This window comes from Coraliomargarita parva, assembly GCF_027257905.1.
Taxonomy (GTDB): Bacteria; Verrucomicrobiota; Verrucomicrobiia; order Opitutales; family Coraliomargaritaceae; genus Coraliomargarita_A; species Coraliomargarita_A parva.
Genome location: NZ_JAPZEI010000007.1, coordinates 229092 through 248938 on the forward strand (window position 1 = coordinate 229092; position 19847 = coordinate 248938).

Below are 19847 nucleotides of genomic sequence, written 5' to 3' on the forward strand. Positions count from 1 at the left end.
TATACTTTCCTCTTTCTTCAGTGCTTGAAAGCTGTCGCCGCGTTGTGCCTCGTCTCGACGCCCCTGGTGGCGCAATCCATGCCGGATACCTGGTCTTCCACGGTGGTCGGCTCGTCAGGTCAAGGCGGACAGGCTACTTTTGTTCAGGGTAAATGGCTACTGACGGGCACCGGTGCCGGCATTACAGGCGTCTCCGATCACTTCCAGTTCGCGCATCGCTCTTTTCGGGGGGATGCCAGCATGACCGTCTTTCTGGAGTCGCTTTCGTCGGGGCAGGACGAAGCGCTTGCCGGAATCATGATGCGTAGTAATGCGACGCAGGGTTCGGCTTATGCCGCGGTTGTCGCCACTCCATCAAAGGGGATTCGCTTTCGCTGGCGTTCCGCGTCGGGTGTCATGAGCGAGGCGCTTGCGGCCGGTGGAGTGATTCAGGCACCCGTTTGGCTGCGGTTGACCCGTTCGGGCAATACGGTGATCGGGAACTATTCATACGATGGGGAGAACTGGCTTCAACTTGGAGAGCCGCAGCCGGTTGCCCTATCCAATTCGGCCTTGGCCGGGCTTTGTCTTTCATCGGACCAGAGTTTGAGTCCCGGTTTGAAATCGGCGGCCTTCTCGCATCTGTCCCTGACCCTGCCGCGCTGGTCGAGCCGCGATATCGGTTCGCCCGCCATGCGCGGATGGACTGAGTTCGATGGGGAAACGATGATCGTGCATGGTGGCGGAACCGACATCTACGGGAATTCGGATCAATTCCATTTTGCGAGTCAGACCACGCTGGAAGATGTCACAGTCCTGGCCCGGGTCGAAGCTCTCACCGAATCGGGCCCGCATGCAAAGAGCGGTGTCATGGTGCGCGAAAGCAAGGATCCGGCATCCAGCTATGCCTTTCTCTTTGTGAAACCTGGCGGCCGTGTCGGCTTTGAGTTTCGGAATGGCACCGGCAGGCCGAGCGGAGGCTTTGAAGAAGTCGAAGGGGTGCCCGTTCCCTGTCAACTCGCATTGGTGCGGAGTGGGAATACATTCACTGCGTATTATTCGACCGATGGTGCCGAATGGATTCGGGTGGGGGAGCCGCAAGTGCTGCCGATGGAGCCCACGGTGCAAGCCGGGTTGGCCGTGAGTGCGAATAATCATGAATTGCTCAACCGGACCGCCTTTACAGATGTCGCGGTCCTGCCGACCGGATGGACCTCGGTCGATCTTGGCCAACCGGCCATCCGTGGATCGGTCAGCTATGACGGCCTCAACTGGGTGGTGAGTGGCGGTGGCTCCAGGCTGTGGGATACCGGGGAACAGTTTCATTTCACCAGTCGTGATTACCTTGGGGATGTGACGCTCGTTGCCCGGATGGAGCGATTACAGGAGAGTGCTTTCTGGCCCAAAGCGGGATTGATGATGCGTGACGGGCTTGGGCCGAATGCCAGTTATGCCTATGTGTTCATGACTCCGGATGGGGTCGGCTTTACCGGGCGGAGTCGTGAGGGTGGCCCTTCGGTGGCGCTCGGACTGAAGCCGGGGGTGGAGTTTCCCCAATGGTTGAAACTGGTTCGCCGTGGCGGTTTGGTGACAGCCTATCACTCTGCCAACGGTCAGGACTGGATCGAGCTCGGGGGGAAGCTACCCGTCTCGATCGGTGAAGACGCTCGCATCGGGCTGGCGGTCAATGCGGTTGGCGGCGCGGCTTTGAATTCCGCAACATTCCGTTATCTGGACTATGGACCCAATGATTTGAAGGCTCCCTTCTTGAAGCAAAACGGGATCCACCTGCGCAATGACTATGGTGCGGGCGATATTGTGCCGCTTCGAGGCACCAATCTGGGAGGCTGGATCATGCACGAGACCTGGTTTTCCGGAACCGACCGCTCCGGGCTGCCGGATGCGATCTCAGTCTATGATAAATTGACCGAACGTTTCGGCGTCACCGGGCGTAACCGGGTCTATGCGGCCTACCGGTTTAACTTTGTGACCACAAGGGATCTCGATCTGATGCGGGAGTGGGGGATCAATTGCATCCGCCTGCCCTTCTGGTGGGCAAACGTCTATGAAAGTGGAGGAGCCTGGAGGGGGGAAGCTTTCACGCATTTGGATTGGTTTATCGACGAAGCCTGGAAGCGGGGGATCTATACGATTCTCGACTATCATGGCGTTCCCGGGGGCGCGGGGGCATGGCCTACGTCCGGAGATCGGCGCGGCACCTATTTCGCCACCCCGGGCTACCATCCATTAGTTGGCGAAAGCTGGCAGAAAATCGCCGCACATTTCGAGGGGCATCCGGGGGTGGCCGGCTACGATTTGTTGAACGAGCCGGGTGCCGTCTGGGACTACGGAGCGGAAGCCCTGCGCAGCCATATGAATTTCCTGTATCACGCTGTTCGTGACGGCGATCCCGATCACACCGTCTTTATCGGGACCTGGGGGCCGAAGGGGCCGGCCAACTACGAGTGGTTGGTGGACCCGAAGGCGATGGGCTGGAGTAATGTCAGTTACAAGATCCACCTCTATGCCGAGGGAGCCGCCTCGCACGACGTATCCATGGATGCGATACGTAGTGTGGCCGATTACGGTGTGGGTGTATTCAAGCGGTCGCAGGCGGCGGGTTGGAATGTGCCGACTCTCGTCGGCGAGTTCGGAGGTGGGCGGACGCCGGAGCATTACGCTTACCAACGGAGGGTCTTTAGCGAGAGTGGAATGAGCTGGACGAACTGGTTCTGGAAGAACGCCGTGGGCAAAGCGGGGGGCGAGGGCGCTGACATGGGCGACATCGTGCCGAATCCGGAGGGGTGGTTTCCCCTGCCTGACCTGCAGCACGATTCGATGGAGCAAATCCTCAATGCCTACCGTCATCAGCGCACCGATTCGACGGCCTGCGTGGAGAATCCCGTCGCGAAAGCCGGTATGGGCCTGCCGACCTCGGTCGACGACTGGTATCGGACGGCCGCGGGGAGTTCGCTGAGCGTTTCCTTTACCGACGGTGTGCTGGCTAATGACCTCAGCCCCCATGCTAAGCGCTCCAAGCTGGATGCCGTCCTGGTGGATCGTCCCGAGCACGGACGCTTGAGCCTTTCGGCCAACGGTTCGTTTCTGTATAAGCCGGAAAGCGGCTTCATCGGCACGGACCGCTTCCGCTACCGGGTGGCAGATCCGAATATCGATGCCGCCAATATCGCCACGGTCTATCTTCGCGTGGATGAGTAGCCGTCCGGGTTTGTCGACTCGATCGATCATGGGCTCTGTTTTTACCGTTAATGGACGTTAATTGACGTGAATGGGACCTGTTTTAAGTGGCTTATTTTCAATGTCTTGTGTGGATTTTTATAGGCACCTATCCAATCGGATAGGTTGTCGGCAGGCAGGGGTTTTGATAAAAAGTTCACGGTTTTTATCCCTAATACATATAACCCAACCTCACCTATGAAATCCCCGATCATCACTATACTCGCACTCTCCGGAGCTGCTTTCTCGTTGGCCCAAGCGGAAACCGTCTTGTTCTCCGATAACTTTGACACCTCGGCAAACAGTTGGGACGTTAATTTTGAGTATGACTCAGGCACACGTCAAAGTGGAACCTTGGGGAACTCCCAGTATTACGTGGCGGATGAGCCCGGATATTGGGCACAAGTTGACCATGACAGTTATCTGGATGCTCTCAGTATTCACGGTAACGGTCCTACCTATGATACCAGCGTGACACCTTACACGACGTTTGATTATGATTTGGCGGCCGGGGAATCGTTATCAATGAGCATCGATCTCAATCCTTACGATGACGCCTCTTCATGGGCAGCGATGAGTATTGGTAATACTGGAGGCGCCGAGGCGATTTCTACCGGATTTGGTGTCTTGGTGCGTAGTGACGCCACTTACGAAATCTGGAGCAGTGGTTCATCGGTCGCGTCAGGCACTGCAACAAGCTTTACCGATTATGGAACGCTTGAGATTCTTGTCAGTGGTGTGAGTGGTGCTGCGTATACTTGGGATGGATCCGATGCAGACGTCGAAGTGATCTTCGAAGGTAGCTCTATCTATGCTGCTACGATTACAGGCGGTTATACACAAAACTTCCTGACGCTGCTCAGCTATAATGCCGGTGGTGCCAACGGTTTCGACAATCTAACTGTTTCAGTCGTTCCCGAGCCTTCCACCTATGCGATGCTTGCAGGTTGCTTTGGTCTGGCCTTCGTAATTTTGAAGCGCCGTCGTCAGGCCTAAGCGCGCTAGCGCATTTATAAATTTTATCATCAGGTGCATCCCCGTCGCGGCTTTGTCCCGGCGGGGATTTTTTTATGCCCGAATTCCTTCGATCACTTCGAGGTCTCGATTGTTCCGGAGCCTTCGACCTTTGCGATTCTTGCCGGTTGCGTCGGATTCGCATTCGTGCTGGTCCAGCGCCGCCGCGAAGCATAGGGTGGGGCGTTCTGCGGGCAAGCGGTCGTAGCGGTGTGCTTTAGCCACCGACCGCGTTGGGTCGCCTCCTGTAGCTTTACCGACGTAAATGGCGGCTGAAGCCGCCACTACGACAGGGACCACCCCGTCTCGCGCTGGGGCGCGATCCACCTGAATCAGGAGGGGAGCTGTAGTGGTTGCTGTCTGTCCAAACTCTCCTCCTTGGTTACGGAGAAATCCCCGAGCTTGCGAGGGGGAGGTGGTTGGTCTTGTTCGCGACCGGACCAATCCTTCGACCCTATCTAACCAATCGGATAGTGTTCACGCGTCCGTGATTTTGATAGTATCCAATGCGTGCATACCCCTGTTGAAATTCGAGTATTCTGCTTATGAAACGTCTTCCTCCCATCCTCTTTCTTAGCTGTGTCCTGTTTTCGGCCGTCCATGGCAGAACCCTTTTACTGGATACTTTCAACGACAGTCAGTCAACCGGATCGGAAGACGTGAACCAGGACTTATACGGCGGGCGGCAAGCCGGCACACGGACTCCATTGCAATACTTCCAGGGTTCGAATGGTTCGGGCTCGCTGTTGAACGAAACAGACAAGGCCTACCGGACGCAAGTGGACAACTGTGGCAACGCGGATGCACTCTGGCTGGTGGGGGAGCAGGGGGAATTTGCTGCCGTATCGCCGGACGACAATTTAAAGATGGGAATCGGTGCCAATGAGATCATGGTGATTCGCTTGACGATTGACCCGGCGGACAGCGGGGGCTGGGGCGGCATCACCTTTGGCGCTTCCGACAATGCAGCCTTTGGGATGCGGGGGACCGGGGCCCGGGGGCAGTTCTTTCTCGGTGATTACAACTACTTCGGTTTTTTAGTGGATACGGCCGGGAGCTTTAAAGCCTTCAAGAGCGGTGTGCAGATCGGAACTGCGCAGCTTGTGGCGGGACAAGCCCACCAATTCGTTGCGGTTGTTTCCGGCGATGGTAAGACCGCGCCCTTTGACGGGGTGGGCACTGCCTTGGTCGAGGTCTATGCGGACGGTAATCCGGAGGCTCTGATCGTGCATCAGGTCGCAAATGATTTTTCAGACAATTATCTAACCCTGCTCGGTTTTGGAACCGGATTCGACATTCAGGCTTTCGAGGACTTGGAGGTGTCGATTGTGGATATTCCCGAACCTGCGAGCTGTGTGAGTCTGGCTGGATGGTTGGTTTGGGCTTTCGTTATGATCAAGCGACGGCGGGTAGTATAGAGCTGTCCTTGTTCAAAAAAGGTTTGAGAGGATAGATCCCGGGGCTCAGTAGCGGTGGCTTCAGCCACCGTCCCAGTTGCTCGGTTTTTTCTGTTGTTTGGGGTGGGATTCGAAAGGAACTGCTCTAGTGTGGTGTCAGCGTAGTGCCTTACATTATAAGATTGGCGTCAACGGAGTCAGGGCATCCTGCCCTGATACTAGGGCGGGACGCCCTAGCTCCGTTAGCTTTCACAACTTCTAAGAACCAGGTGTATTTCTGAAGCTTACTTCACTTACACCACACTAGAGCAGATCTCTAGTTAAACCAAACTCGAGATGGCGGCTGAAGCCGCCACTACGGTAATGATCCTCCGATCCCGCGCCCTCCCCATCATATTCAGCAGGGGAGCTTTTCCAATAGGGCGGTCTTCGAGGTCGGGACATTGAAGCGGTAGTGCCCGGATTCGAGCCGGAGCTGAACTTGGCCACACGGTGCCGCCGGATGTCTTTGGACGCCGGTCGCATCGAGGATGGCTTGTCCGCTTTCAGTGACCATGCACAGGTCCTGCGTCGGCAGTCGAAGGATGGCTGTTGTATTGGCGGGAATCGTGACATCGAGTTCCATGTGCCCGTCTTCGAGTTTCCATCGACATTGGATCAGGCCTCGAACGCTTGCGTAGCTGACCTTGGCATGCGTCAGGTGACCTCCGGGTTCGGGGGCGATTAAAATTTCCTGGTAGGCGGTATCCAGCATCTGAATGCCGCCGATAGATTCCATCATCCACTGGTAGACCGCACCAAAGGAATAGTGGTTGAAGGAATTCATGAAGGGATCGCCGAAGCCTTTTTCGGGTGTCCATCCGTCCCAGCGTTCCCACATGGTCGTGGCGCCGTTCTTGATCGAGAAATTCCATGATGGAAAGCGGTCGTTGTGGAGGAGCCGGTAAGCCACATCATGGCGGCCGACCATGGACAAGGCGGGGAGAAGCGGCTGTGTGCCGATGAAGCCGGTGGAGAGGCAACCATCGCGTTCTTCGATGGCTTCAACCAAATGTTGTCCCGCCTGCCCGACCTGCGTTTCGTTTAGCAAGCCGAAGGTCAGAGCCAAGGCATAGGCGGCTTGTGTGTTGCCGGCGATACGACCGTCGTCGGCCACGAAAGTTTCATTGAAGACATACTTGATGTCGGACAACAGTGCTTGCAGTTCCTTGGTGTCCTGATCTTTACCCAGCACACGTGCCGCTTTGGCGGTATATTCCGTTGTTCGGGCGAAGTAGGCGGTGCGGATCAGGTCCTTGGGCGTTTCCGCGTCGATGTTTAACCAGTCACCGAGGCAAGCGTAGTTTTCGGGGGGCAGAAGGTCGGGGCGGCTGTTCTTTCGATACCATTCCACCAGCGCTTTCATCTGCGGGTAATGTTCGGCGAGCTGTGTCTTGTCCTCGTAGGCTTCATAGATCAGCCAGGGGCAGATGACCCCTGCATCCGTCCAGCCGGGACTGCAGCTGTTCCAGAAGTCGCCGCCTTCACGCGCGCGGAGGACTCGGGGCGCGACCCAGGGAAAGAGGCCGTCGGGGTCGCGTGCGTCGTCGAGGTCGACCATCCACTTATCAAAGAACGTTTGCACGTCGGCCCGGAGGACGGCGGAGGGCAGGAAGATTTGTGCGTCGAAAGTCCAGCCCATGCGTTCGTCGCGCTGGGGGCAGTCGGTCGGGATGTCGATGAAGTTGGAACGCTGGCTCCAGTAAACATTCGACGCGAGCTGGTTAGCCATGGCATCCGAACACTCGAACCGACCGCTGATCGGGGTATCGCTACTGAGCGGGATGCCGGTGACGGTATCCAGGGAGGGAGGCTGAGAGAGTCCGCTGATTTCGACATACTGGAAACCGTGGAAGGTGAAACGCGGTTCCCAAATCTCTTCGCCATCGCCTTTACAGATGTAGGTGTCGGTGGCGCGTGCGGTGCGCAGGTTGATTCGATAGAGTGTGCCGTCCGGCTTGAGACGCTCGGCAAAGCGTAAGGAGATTTCCGTGCCGGCGGGTTCGTTGACCTTGATCCGGGCAAAGCCGGCAAAGTTTTGTCCCATATCGCAGATCCAGACACCGTCTTCCGGCGAATGGATGGATACCGGTTTGAAAGACTCGTCCCGTAAGGCGACCACCGGCGGACCGGGGTGGGGCTCGCGAAGTGGTTGAACTTCGGCACCCGTGTGGACTGCGCCCCAGAATGTATCATCGAATTTCGGCAACGCCCAGCCGGGGAGCTCTTTGCGGGCATCGTAACGTTCGCCCATCAGGATGTCGGCTTCCTCGACCGGCCCGTCGCCGGCTCGCCAATGCTCGTCCGTTATAAACGTTTCCGTGCTGCCGTCGATGTAGCGAACATGCAGTTGCCCGCTGAAACGCGGGTGCTTCCCATAGAGGTCGCGAAGGTGAAACCAGCCGGTGTAGCCGCTATACCAGCCGTCGGCCAGAGTGACGCCCCAGCAGTTGGTCCCTTCCAGCAGGATTTGGGTCACATCGAAGGCACGGTAGTAAACGCGTTTCGTGTAGTCCGTGGACCCCGACTCGAAATAAATGTCGGCCGCTCTGGATCCGTTCAGATAGACATCATGCCAACCGAGTGCGGTGGCATAGAGCGTGGCGTGGGCGACGGATTTGCTGAGCTTGAACTCAGTGCGAAGATAGCTGGCTCGCGGGAGTAAGTTGTTGATACCCCGGATCATGCCCCAAGGCGATTTCTCGTAAGGCGCCACAATCCGGCAATCGCTCCAGTTCGAGTCCAAGCCGTGCTTCGGGTAGTCGTCGATCATCGCTGTGCCGACTTTCCATGAGCCGTCGCTGACGAGCTGATGTTGCGAACCATCGGCAAGGCGGACGCTCAACTTGAAGAGGAGACCCGCAGGACCTTTTCCATGATGATCGACTTGGATGACGAAGTGGTTGGCACCCGGATTGAGCCGCTCGGTAAAGTCGCGGATCATCGGCCGCTTCCAGGGGAGGGCGTATTCGTCGCTGAGTGCGAATTGCTCGCCACGGAAGAAGAGCCGATAAAAATTATCCGCCGTTACGGCAAATTCGGCGTGCTCGACTTCCGCACCAGCCGGCAAGTCGATTGTCCCTATGAAGGTGCAGGAAAAGCCTGTCACCGGTTCGTGGCCGTTGCACCAGATCCAATTGGCACCGTCGAAAGGGGCCGGAGGGAGCTTGATGTCCCGAGCCCGGTCGTCGCCGATCCATTCGCCCTGCCACTCCGCGTCGGTCGGGCCCTGGCCGAAACAGGCCGGCTTGCTCCAGTCGGAGACCTTGCCGTCACCGTCCCACAGCCTGACTTGCCACCAACAACGGTCACCCAAAGCGAGGCGTTTGCCTCGGTAGTGTATATTCAAAGTGGCGTTCGATTCGACCTTGCCGCTGTCCCAGAGGTCAAAGTTTCCGTCAGCCAAGGCCTCCGGATCGCTTGAGGCGACCAATTGGTATGCGGTCTGGCGTTGGGCCCGTTCGGCGGATTCGGGAATCCAGCTGAGGCGGGGCTCGGCGGTTGTTATTCCGAGCGGGTTTGTCAGGGCTTCGCAACGTAAGTGAGTGGGGAGGAGCATGTGGTTCGGGATGGTTGATGAATTGAAATTCAGGTGGCGACAGATCGTAATTCCTCGGGTGGGATTGGATGGATTGTAGCCGGACCCGCCTGCTTTGGCTATCAGCCAAATGGCTAGTTTCGGAGGTGGGGGCGGGAGGTGGTTGGTTGCGTGCTGTAAGAATTCAGGTCTTGTGTAAGTATGCCCGGGACCACCCCCTCCTTCGCTAAAGCTACGGCGGGCATGCCGTCTCGCGCTGAGGCGGAATCCACCCCTCCTGAACCAGGCGGGGAGTTTTGTATTTGGGCGTCTTTATAATTCCCCACCTTGGCAATTAGCCAAATGGCTAGTATTCCGAATGTCGCATTCGGTTTATACTTTCGCGTTTACCCATGCGTTTACCCCTACGATATCTGTCTTTCTTTTGTTTGACGGCCGGCATGGTATTGACCTGTGCCGCACAAACCTTGCCGACCGGCTGGTTCTCCGCAGAGGTCGGGGCACCCGGTCAGGCGGGGGGCTCCGAGTTCAGTGCTGGCCTCTGGACCATTAACGGCGGGGGGGGCGATATTTGGAACACTGCGGATCAATGTCACTTGACCTACCGTGCGATTGAGGGCGATGCCACGCTCACGGCCTACGTCGAGTCGGTTGCGGGTACGAACGACTATGCCAAAGCCGGTCTCATGATGCGCAGTGACAGCGATGCCGATGCCGCCTGCGCGGCCGTGGTGGTGACGCCCTCGCAGGGCATCCGTTTTCAGTGGCGCTCGGACGCGGGTGTGGCGACCCAGGAGATTCTGGCCGGCGGCACAATCCCCGCACCGGTCTGGCTGCGCTTGACGCGCAGGGGCAACCGCATGGCGGGATCGTATTCCTACGACGGTTACAACTGGCTGCAGCTGGGCGAACCTCAGACCGTCAATGCCGCTACCAGCGCGCTCGCCGGGCTTTGTGTGTCGGCAGGCGATGATGCGGCGTTAAACACGTCGACTTTTTCCTCTGTTTCGCTCACACTGCCGGACTGGTCCAGCCGGGATATCGGCAGCCCCTGGGTGCCGGGGCGAACGGATTTTGACGGCTCCACGGTCACGGTCGAAGCCAGTGGCGCGGATATCTTCGGTAGTTTTGACCAATTTCATTTCGCCAGCCAGACGATGGTGGGGGATACGACGCTGGTGGCCCGGGTTGCGGATTTGATTGCCACCGGAACCAATACCAAAGGCGGGATCATGATTCGGGCGAGTGAAGACCAGTCGGCCAGTTACGCCTTCCTCTTTCTTAACCCGAGCCAAGGCGTGAGCTTCGAATACCGGAATGGCACAGGCGAGGCTGCCGTTGCGGTGGACAACGAGCCTTCGCTTTCGACCCCGCGCTGGTTGAAGCTGGAGCGGGTGGGGGATGTCTTTCGTGCCTATCACTCCGAGGACGGTGCGAGCTGGACGCAGCTGGGAGACGCGCAGTCGATTGCGATGCACCCCACGATCCATGCAGGACTGGCACTGACCGCGAACAATAACTACGAGTCCAGCACGGCACGCTACACCAATGTCGGCCTACTGCCCGGTGGTTGGAGCAATGACGATGTCGGCGCTCCCGGCGTCCGTGGTTCGGCCAGTTATGACGGATTGAACTGGGTGGTCAACGGCGGCGGCGAGGATATCTGGTATAGCTCCGATCAATTCCACTACGTCAGTCGCGATTACCCGGGCGATGTCACGGTGGTCGTGCGAGTCGGGTCCTTGCACGGCACCGGCGACCATGCCAAGGCCGGCCTCATGATCCGTGGCGGCACGGCGGCGGATGCGAGCTACGCCTTTGTCTTTGTCACCCCCAGTAGCGTGAGCTTTGAAGGAAGGAGTGTGGCGGGCATTGCATCGGTCGGTATCGGGGAGGATACCTCGGTATCCACGCCGCGCTGGCTCAAGCTGGTCCGCAGCGGCAACAGTTTTACCGCCTACCACTCGTCCGACGGGGAGGCCTGGGTGCAGCTCGGCGGCAGTTTCACGGCAGCCGTCGGCACGGACGCCCGCATCGGCCTGGCTGTGAATGCCTTCAGCGAAAACACCCTGAACTCGGCGACCTTCCGTTTCCTCAAATACGGGCCGAATGATTTGAAGGATCCCTTTCTGAAACAAAGCGGCATCTATTTCCGGAACGATCGCGGTGCGGGTGAGGTGGTCCCTTTGCGGGGCACCAATGTCGGCGGCTGGATGATGCATGAAAAGTGGTTCGGCGGTATGGATGCCTCCTATGTGGCGGGCGAAACCGAGATGGATGCGGGCTACGACCCGCTTCCCGACGCCATCTCGGCCTACAGCACCTTGACCGACCGTTTCGGGGTCAATGGCCGCAACGAGGCCTACGCCACTTACATGTTCAACTACATCACGGAGCGCGACCTCGACATGATGCAGGAGTGGGGGATCAACTGTGTGCGCTTGTCTTTTTGGTGGGCCAATGTTTACGAGACCGGGGGCTCCTGGCGGGCTGAGGCCTTCACGCATTTCGACTGGCTGGTCGACGAGGCCTGGAAGCGCGGCATCTACACCATTCTGGATTATCATGGCGTGCCTGGCGGTTCGGCGGCCTGGCCGAGTTCCGGCGATTCCTCCGGCACCTATTTCGCCACACCCAGCTACCACGCACTGGTGGGCGAGAGCTGGCAAAAAATCGCGGCGCACTTCCGCGGGCATCCGGGGATCGCCGGCTACGACATGTTGAACGAGCCGGGCGGAGCCTGGACCGACGGCAGCGAGACCGACAAGCAGAACCTGCTCAGCCACCAGAACTACCTCTACAACGCGATCCGGGGCGGCGATCCGGACCATACCATTGTGATCGGAAGCTGGGGCTGGCGGGGGCCGGCCAATTACGACTGGCTGGTCGATCCCGATGACATGGGCTGGACGAATGTCTGCTACAAGCTCCACCTCTATGCGGACGGCGCGGAGGCGCACAATGTGTCGATCGAGGAGATCTACGAGATCGCCGATTACGGGGTGAGTGTGGTGCAAAGCGTGGCCGGTTGGGAGGTGCCGACCCTGGTTGGGGAGTTTGCCGGAGGCGACTCGGCGGAGCATTTTTCGTATCAACGTTTCCATTACGGCGAGAACAATATGAACTGGACCAACTGGCTCTGGAAGAACGCCACCGGAAAAGTTTCCGGGGAGTGGTCCGATATGGGCTGCATCGTTCCCAATCCCGACGGCTGGTTTCCCATTCCAAATCTGCTGGAGGACAGTCTGGAGGACATTCTGGCGGCTTACGAGCTGCAGCGGACGACTGCCGACTCCATGGCGGAAAATCCCGTGGCCAAGGCGGGCTTGAGCATTCCCTTCGCCGCGGACGATAACTATGCGATGGCTCCGGGCGCATCGCTCTATGTGGCACCCGACTCGGGCGTATTGACCAATGACCGCGCGCTGACCGGCGGGACGATGTCGGCCACTCTCACGCGGGATGTTTACAATGGCACCCTTGAGTTTTGGAGTGATGGGTCCTTCAGTTACACCCCCGACGAGGGCTTTGCCGGAGTGGACAGTTTCCGTTATCAGCTCAGCGATACACACGCTCACTCGACGACCGATGCGGTGGTCTCCATCCGCGTGCAACCGGGAGGCTTGCCCTCGGGTTGGACGGCTTCGGATATTGGCCCACCGGTCATTCCCGGCTGGACCTATTACGACGCCTCGGCGGCGCACTGGCAATTGGCGGCGGCCGGTGCGGATATCGCGGGAAGCAGCGACGAGTTTCACTTCGCGCATGTCGCTTTCAGTGGCAATGCGATCCTTAGCGCCAAAGTCGAAAGTCTCGAAAATACGGATCCCTGGGCAAAGTCCGGCCTGATGATGCGTGTCTCCAATGCCGCCGGTTCGGCCTTCGCCTATTTATTTGTAACCCCGGAGAATGGCATTGGATTCGAATACCGTTCCGCTACGGATGGCAGTGTCGCTTCCGTTGCTTACACCACGGGTAGCGCTCCGGTCTGGCTCCGCCTGGTGCGGGATGACGATCAGTTTATCGCTTATTATAGCTATGATGGGCAGGAATGGGTTGCTTTGGGCTCACAGGCCATCCCGATGGAGGCTGAGTTTGCCGGGGGGCTGGCCGTGACTTCGCATGATGCGTCGCAATCCACCATCAGCACATTTACGAATGTGAAAATCATTGCCTCGCTGGCTTCGCCGAGCGGAGTGGAAGCAGTCGCCGGAGATGGCTCGGTGACGCTGGCATGGGAAGCCGTTGAGGATGCCGCTGTTTACCAAGTGAAACGCTCGACCTCCGATGCGGGTCCGTATGCCCTCGTGGATTCGACGAGCGAATTCGGCTTTGTGGATAGTGGGCTGACGAACGGGAGCCGCTACTATTACGTCGTCTCCGCGGTGAATGAAGGCGTTGTCAGTGCGGAGAGTGAGGCGGTTTCCGCCATTCCATTCTATCTGCCCGCAGCCTGGTCGGATTTGGATATCGGCACTGCGCTTGAAGGCTGGTCGAATTACGACGATGCCAGTGCTGCTTTTACCCTGGCGGCGTCCGGGGCGGATATCTGGGGGAGCAGTGACGGCTTCCGTTTCGTTCATCAGTCGGTGACGGGTGGCTGCGCCATTGTCGCACGCGTCACTTCGGTGCCCGATACGGATCCCTGGGCGAAAACAGGTCTGATGTTCCGTCAAAGTCTCGATGCCGATGCAGCCAACGTGGCGATCCTGGTCACGCCAGAGAACGGTGTCAGCTTCCAGGCACGCAGTAGCAGCGGTGGGGAAACTGCCTACCAGTTCGCGACCGGAGAGGCCCCGGTCTGGATCAAGCTCGAGCTCTTGGGGGAGACGGTTACCGGATACATCTCCAGTGACGGCGCAAGCTGGACGGCGGTGGGGACGGCGACGGTTTCCATCGAAGTTGGCGCTTATCTTGGCTTGGCCGTAAGCGCCCATGACGACAGCAGCCTTGGCGTGGCCACGCTGGATAACGTGACCATCTTTCCAGGCTATAGCAGCTACCAGTTCGCTTACTTCACCTCGGAAGAACTCGCCGATCCGTTAGTCAGCGGCATGGAGGCGGATGCCAACCATGACGGCGTCTCGAACCTGATGGCCTATGCGGTCGGCTTAAGTCCCTGGGTGACGGCCTCCGAATCGAATGGGGGACGACCCGTTTTCCAGGCCGATGGAGATTATCTCACACTCAGCTATGTCAGGCGGACGGAGCCGGTCGGCATCAGCTACACGGTCAAAGTCGCTTCGGATCTGAACCTCTGGCTTTCCGGTGAGGCCTACACAACGGTGCTTTCCACAACACCGCTCGGCGGCAATCTCGAATCGGTCGTGGTCCGCGACAATACCCCGATCTCCGAAGCCACCCGCCGCTTCATGCAAGTGCAGGTCGAAACGACGGATTGAGGACGGATTCTACTTGAGTCGGGCTTTTGTCCTGAGGTTCCCCCTTGCCATATCTCACGGTGTGACTTAGCAATGAATCGATGGTGCATGCAGTCAATGTCTCTACATCAGGCGCTTTGGATTCGTTTAAAGCAGCACTCCCGTGTGCCTGGAGGTCAAGACGCACCCTACATAATTTTAGCAAATTCCCGACTGAGTCAGGGAGATCACACTGATCTGCAAAAGAAATGTTCAGCATCTTCATCATTCTTAGTACGTTGTTTTCAGGGGCATTCTTCGGTATCTGTGCGTTGTCAGGGAAAGACAGAATGAATCGCTTTAGAAGCTCGTCTCTCGTCTTGTTTCTGACCTCGATTTTCTCACTCGGAGCCGGATGTGTCATAGCGAATTGGTTCCCTTTTTACTTCGTAGCCGAGGAAGTGAAAGGAAATGATGAGCCATTTGCAGGATTGCACGTTTTCACAAGTAGCGAGGTCTTTGTGATGAGCATTGAGTATGGCGGCTATGTTCTACTCTATCTACTTCCGATTTGGCTAGGCCTAACTGCATGGGAGGCCTATCGTTCAAACTTAACCAAAAGGCAGATCCAGTCACGCTGATCGACTCCGTTCGCTGCGCTCACTACGTTATCAAGCTTTACGTTTGCATAGAAAAAGACGGTCAACCTGAAACTGGCTGACCGTCTTCGTTGCTGCGGTCTTCGTTTCTGCGATTGGTGCTTCCGGTTTTTATTTCACTTGGATTGTGACGGTGCCGATGGTGGCCGAGTTGACGTTGTCATCATCGGCGCGGTAACGGAAGGAATCGGTGCCAACGAATCCACTGTTGGGGGTATAGTAGAAGGAGCCGTCCGGCCAAATGGAGAGCGATCCATGGGATGGACCACTGATGAGTGCGGCATCCATGCCCCAGGCGGCTGTGTTCGGATTGATGTCATTTTGCAGGACCCCGTCGCCGGAGGCGACATAGAGTGCAGTGCCCGGAGTGGTCTGGTATGCATCACTGACGGTCTGTGGCAGGCCGAGCCCTTCCATGGCGATTGGGTTTTCGACCCAGGTCGATGCTTGTGTCCGCTGTTGCTCGTAGGCGCTGAGGATGGCGGCTAGGGAGTCGGAAACCAAATTGGGCGTTGGAAACCATCCGCTTGTGTTTGGTACAAGATGTCCCATGTCGGCACCCACACCGGAGGTTTTGCCGGAGATGGTTTTCCAGAGCCAGTTCGTCCAACTCATGCCCTGATCCGAGTAGTGGAACCGCTGATACGAGTAATGTTCCGCAGTCGAGCCGGCGGCAAACTCCCCAACGTAGGTCGGCAGGTTCCAGCCGTTGCTTTGCGAGGTTTGAAAGGCCCCGATGCCGGTGCCGACCACGTCGTGGATGGCGGTGATGGGAACGTCGTGTGAGGCGGCACCATCCGCATAGAGGTGCAGCTTGTAGGCGACGTTCGTCCAGCCCATGGTCGCGGGATCGACCAGCCATTGGTAATCCCGCGTGCCCGCAGGTCCCCAGGTGCCGATGAAGATCGTGTGGTTCGCGTCACCGTCGCGGATGGCATTATAGAGAAAGGCCTGGTGACTCCGCAGGGCGGAGGCTCCCTTGTCGGGTGCGTTATCGTCCCAGGCGCCACCGGGTTCGTTGAGCATGTCATAGCCGGCCACACCCGGGTGGTCTGCAAAGTGTTCGGCGACTTGCTTCCATGTATCGCCTACCAGCGTGTGGGAGGCCGGGGTGTCGAAATAAGTGCCGGTGATGTCGCCGGAAGTCGGCCAGGGTGCGGCTCCGCCGGGCACACCATGGTAATCGAGAATGGTATACATCCCGCGCTTCCACGCCTCGTCGACCAGCCAGTCGAGATGGGTGTAGGCTTCCGGACGCCAGCTTCCATCGGTCTCGCAGAGCGTGAGCCACCAGAATGGAAGACGGATGCAATTGATGCCCCATGCCTGCATCATGTCCAAATCCGTCGTCGTGATGAAATTAAACATGTAGCTGGCGTAGACTTGGTTGCGGTCTGTGCCTCCGAAGCGGTTCGTCAAGGTATTGTAGACCGAGATGGCATCGACAAGTCCTGAGCTGTCCATGCCGGAGAACCATGCTTCATACATGAGCCATCCGCCCAGGTTCGTGCCGCGCAACGGCACGATGTCGCCCGTGCCGCGGTTATTCTTCAAATGGATGCCGCTTTGCTTAATGAAAGGATCATACATGCCGTTCGGGCCGTAGCGGAAATAGCGGAAGCGAGCCGTATTCAAGCCGGAACTGTCATAGGCATTGACGGCCAGACCGATGCGCGTGTCGGACTCCAGCCAGGCGGTGTAGGTGCTGCCGATCTGCGTCCAGCTTTCCCCGTCGGTCGAGTGGTATGCGGAATAGGAGTCGCCGCTGCGAACCAACTTCAACCAACGCGGTGACGTGACACCGCTAGCGGAACCGATGCTAATCGAGGTCGCACCATCCCATCCGCGGCCTTCGAAACCGACGGAGTCCGGCGTGGCGAATACGAAGGCATATCCGGCATTCGCCGCGGTTCCGTTGCGGATCATCAAGCCGGCTTTGGCGTAGGCGCCGCTGCCGTGGAGGCTATCGATCTTGGTCACGAGGGTCACATCGCCGGGGTATTCACGGCTGGTGTAGCCGAACTGGTCGGCACTGTTCCAAATGTCGGAGCCGCCGCCGCTCGCGGTCCAGTCCAAGCCGTTGTAAACCGCAGAGCCGCCAGCTGCCGGATTGCCGATATCGTCGTTCGACCATCCGGTGGGGAGGACGCTGACCCTCGAAAAGCTGGAGTCGTTCAAGGCGCTGTTGTTATTGGCGCAGACGGCAATGCCGGTCTGGGTGGTCTGAGGCATGTCAATGGTCTGGCTGGAACCGATCGCGCTCCAGTTGACTCCATCGGTGGAGTAGAATGCCGAGAAGTCATCACCCTCACGTGTCAGCTTCAGCCAGCATGGAGTAGAGACTCCGGATACCGTTGCGACGGATGCGACACTGCCCCCCGATGCGGATCGCTGTTCAAAGCCAATCCCCATTCCTGGAGTCATGAAGGCAAAGGCGAAGGCTGCCGAAGGATCATGGCTCTCACGTATCATCACGCCGCTCTTCGCGTAGGTTCCGGTGTTGGACATGCCGTCAATGCGTGTGGTGACGGTGGCATCGCCGACCATTTCCTGGCTGCTGAGTTGGAACTGATCGCTTGAACCCCAGACATCGGAGCCACTGCCGGAGACCTTCAGGGTCGTGCCGTCGAATTCACTGACACCGACCTGGCCTGTGGATCCGACGTCCACACTGCTCCAGTTCGGGTAGGCGATGGAGACCTTTGAGAAGTTGGATGTGTTGAGCAGTCCGTTGTTGTGGGCGGTCACGCAAAGTCCGGTTTGGTAGCTGTTGCCGAGATCGGCGGTTTGGGCCTCACCCAGTTCGAGCCAATGCATGCCGTCATAGGAATAGGCTGCAGAGAACCGGCTGCCTTCGCGGTTCAGCCGTAGCCATACCGGAGTTTGTATGGCACCGCTAGCGAGGAGCTCTTCAGTCCCACCTCCCGCAACGGCGCGCCATTGCAATCGAATGCCGTCGGAAGGGGTGACGACCACTGCGGCATAGGCCGAGTTGGAAGAGGTGTCCGATCGCATCATGAGCCCGCCTTTGGCATAGGTATCCGTATTGGCAACGGATTGCACGTAGGCGCTGATGCTCGCGTCGCCCTTGACGGAACGATGGGCGTAGTGGAATTGATCCGAGGTTCCCCAGATGTCCGCACCACCGCCGGAGACGGACCAGATCGAAGTGGATCCGGTCCAGGATGCGGAACCGGCCAGTCCGGGATTACCGATGTCGCTGGAGGACCAGTCCCACGGCAAGGCTGCGTGTGAGCTTACGGCAGCGGCCAGGTAAACGGTTAGGAGTCGGGCGGAGTTTGCAAAGGTCTTGAAACGACCTTGTGTCGTGGCCTTCGCCGTCAACTTGGACGGGAAGTGCGTATTGCGATCGCCACTCAAATGCGGATAGGGGTATGACATGATGGTGTGGGGTTTATTGTGAGGTAAAGCTGTTCAGTCGGTGCACCCCGTTGGCATGCGCCGGGATGCACGACTGGCTTTTTCGACTGCTATTCTTCAACTGTCCACGGGTTCACGGATATGCGCACATCGTCGAGGAGCACGGTGTTGTCGCCCCAGGCTGTGCCAACAAACGCGATACTGTGGCTGGTTGAACTTGCAGTGAAGGTTGCCGTGTAATCGACGTAGTTCGTCGCGGATTGGCCCGGTGCGTAGCTTTGCACGGTAGAGCCATCCACACGTAGATCCCATGTCTGTGCGCCACCCCAATTCCCGCGTTCTGCAGCCGAGAAAGTGATGGTGTATGTTCTGCCGGATGTGAAGCCGCTGACATTCATTGAGATCGAACCGGTCGATTGCACGAACGCGACCTGAGAGCCTTCCGGTGCATTTGGGTTACCCGCTGTGAATGCAGAACCATTCGCAGTGACTCCGGTATTCGTCCCGAAGGTCCATGAGCCGCCGCCCGGTTGATAGATATAGGTCGAGGTGGAAGGGCTTTCAAAACCCGCATTGGAAACGGAGGGTGCTGCAACCGGGGTCGCGCCCAACTCAGTGCTCAAGGCAGAGTAGTTATTTGCGATATCGATTGCCTGGACGACGTAGTAGTAGGTCGTTCCGTTGCTGACTCCATAATCCATGTAGGAAGAGGCTCCATGCCCCGTGGCGATTGCCGTGTAGCCACTGCCGCTGATTGTCGAACGGAACAGGATGTAGCTGTCAAAATCGCTTTCGCTGTTATCATCCCAATCCAGATCTATATAACCCTCTCCAACTGTAAGGCTGAGCCCGGTCGGTGCGGCGGGCGGTGTCGTGTTTAATGGTGTCGCCGATGCTTCCGAACTGTTTGAAGACTCGTTAGCGTTTGTATCCAGCGCGGTGACGACGTAGTAGTAGGTCGTGCCGTTGCTGACCGCGTTGTCGACGTAGTCAGAGCTGGTGAGCCCTGTGGCGATGGCCGCGTAGCCGCTGCCGCTTGTGGTGGAGCGATAGACTGAGTAGCTGGCCATGTCGGGTTCGCTGTTATCGGCCCAGTCGAGTGAGACGCTGCCGTCACCGGCGCTCGCGGAGAAGCTGCCCGGCGCGGCCGGTGGTGTGGTGTCGACCGGTGTGGCGTTGGCTTCCGAACTGTAGGTAGACTCATTGAAGTTGGTGTCCAGCGCGGTGACGACGTAGTAGTAAG

The 19847-nt window shown here is 58.1% G+C and carries 8 protein-coding genes; 5 read left to right on the forward strand and 3 right to left on the reverse strand.

What is annotated here, in order from left to right:
- The first annotated feature begins 24 nt into the window (after positions 1 to 24).
- The 4 genes from O2597_RS12445 to O2597_RS12460 all read left to right on the forward strand — a co-directional run bounded on the left by O2597_RS12445 (position 25) and on the right by O2597_RS12460 (position 5648).
- On the forward strand, positions 25 to 3198 hold the full coding sequence (locus tag O2597_RS12445) for a cellulase family glycosylhydrolase (protein ID WP_269525301.1): 3174 nt from the start codon (positions 25 to 27) through the stop codon (positions 3196 to 3198).
- 216 nt (positions 3199 to 3414) lie between these two features.
- A complete protein-coding gene (locus O2597_RS12450; protein ID WP_269525303.1) occupies positions 3415 to 4212 on the forward strand; it encodes a PEP-CTERM sorting domain-containing protein in 798 nt (265 codons plus the stop codon).
- 33 nt (positions 4213 to 4245) lie between these two features.
- Complete coding sequence (locus O2597_RS12455; RefSeq protein WP_269525305.1) at positions 4246 to 4407, forward strand: PEP-CTERM sorting domain-containing protein; 162 nt, start codon at positions 4246 to 4248, stop codon at positions 4405 to 4407.
- Between the two features lie 368 nt (positions 4408 to 4775).
- Complete coding sequence (locus O2597_RS12460; RefSeq protein ID WP_269525307.1) at positions 4776 to 5648, forward strand: hypothetical protein; 873 nt, start codon at positions 4776 to 4778, stop codon at positions 5646 to 5648.
- A 376-nt stretch (positions 5649 to 6024) separates the two neighbouring features.
- Here the strand turns inward: O2597_RS12460 and O2597_RS12465 are convergent, their stop codons facing one another.
- A complete protein-coding gene (locus tag O2597_RS12465) occupies positions 6025 to 9225 on the reverse strand; it encodes a family 78 glycoside hydrolase catalytic domain (protein WP_269525309.1) in 3201 nt (1066 codons plus the stop codon).
- 371 nt (positions 9226 to 9596) lie between these two features.
- On the opposite strand from O2597_RS12465, the gene O2597_RS12470 reads away from it, so the two are divergent.
- The gene (locus tag O2597_RS12470; protein WP_269525311.1) at positions 9597 to 14606 is read left to right on the forward strand and encodes a cellulase family glycosylhydrolase; all 5010 of its coding nucleotides are present in this window, start codon (positions 9597 to 9599) and stop codon (positions 14604 to 14606) included.
- Positions 14607 to 15334: 728 nt separating this feature from the next.
- On the opposite strand, the gene O2597_RS12475 is transcribed toward O2597_RS12470, so the two are convergent.
- Together O2597_RS12475 and O2597_RS12480 are read right to left on the reverse strand one after the other, a co-directional pair.
- Positions 15335 to 18625, reverse strand: coding sequence for a cellulase family glycosylhydrolase (locus O2597_RS12475; RefSeq protein WP_269525313.1), 3291 nt, complete (start codon positions 18623 to 18625; stop codon positions 15335 to 15337).
- Positions 18626 to 18714: 89 nt separating this feature from the next.
- On the reverse strand, positions 18715 to 19847 hold a 1133-nt coding region (locus O2597_RS12480), incomplete at its 5' end, for a fibronectin type III domain-containing protein (protein WP_269525315.1).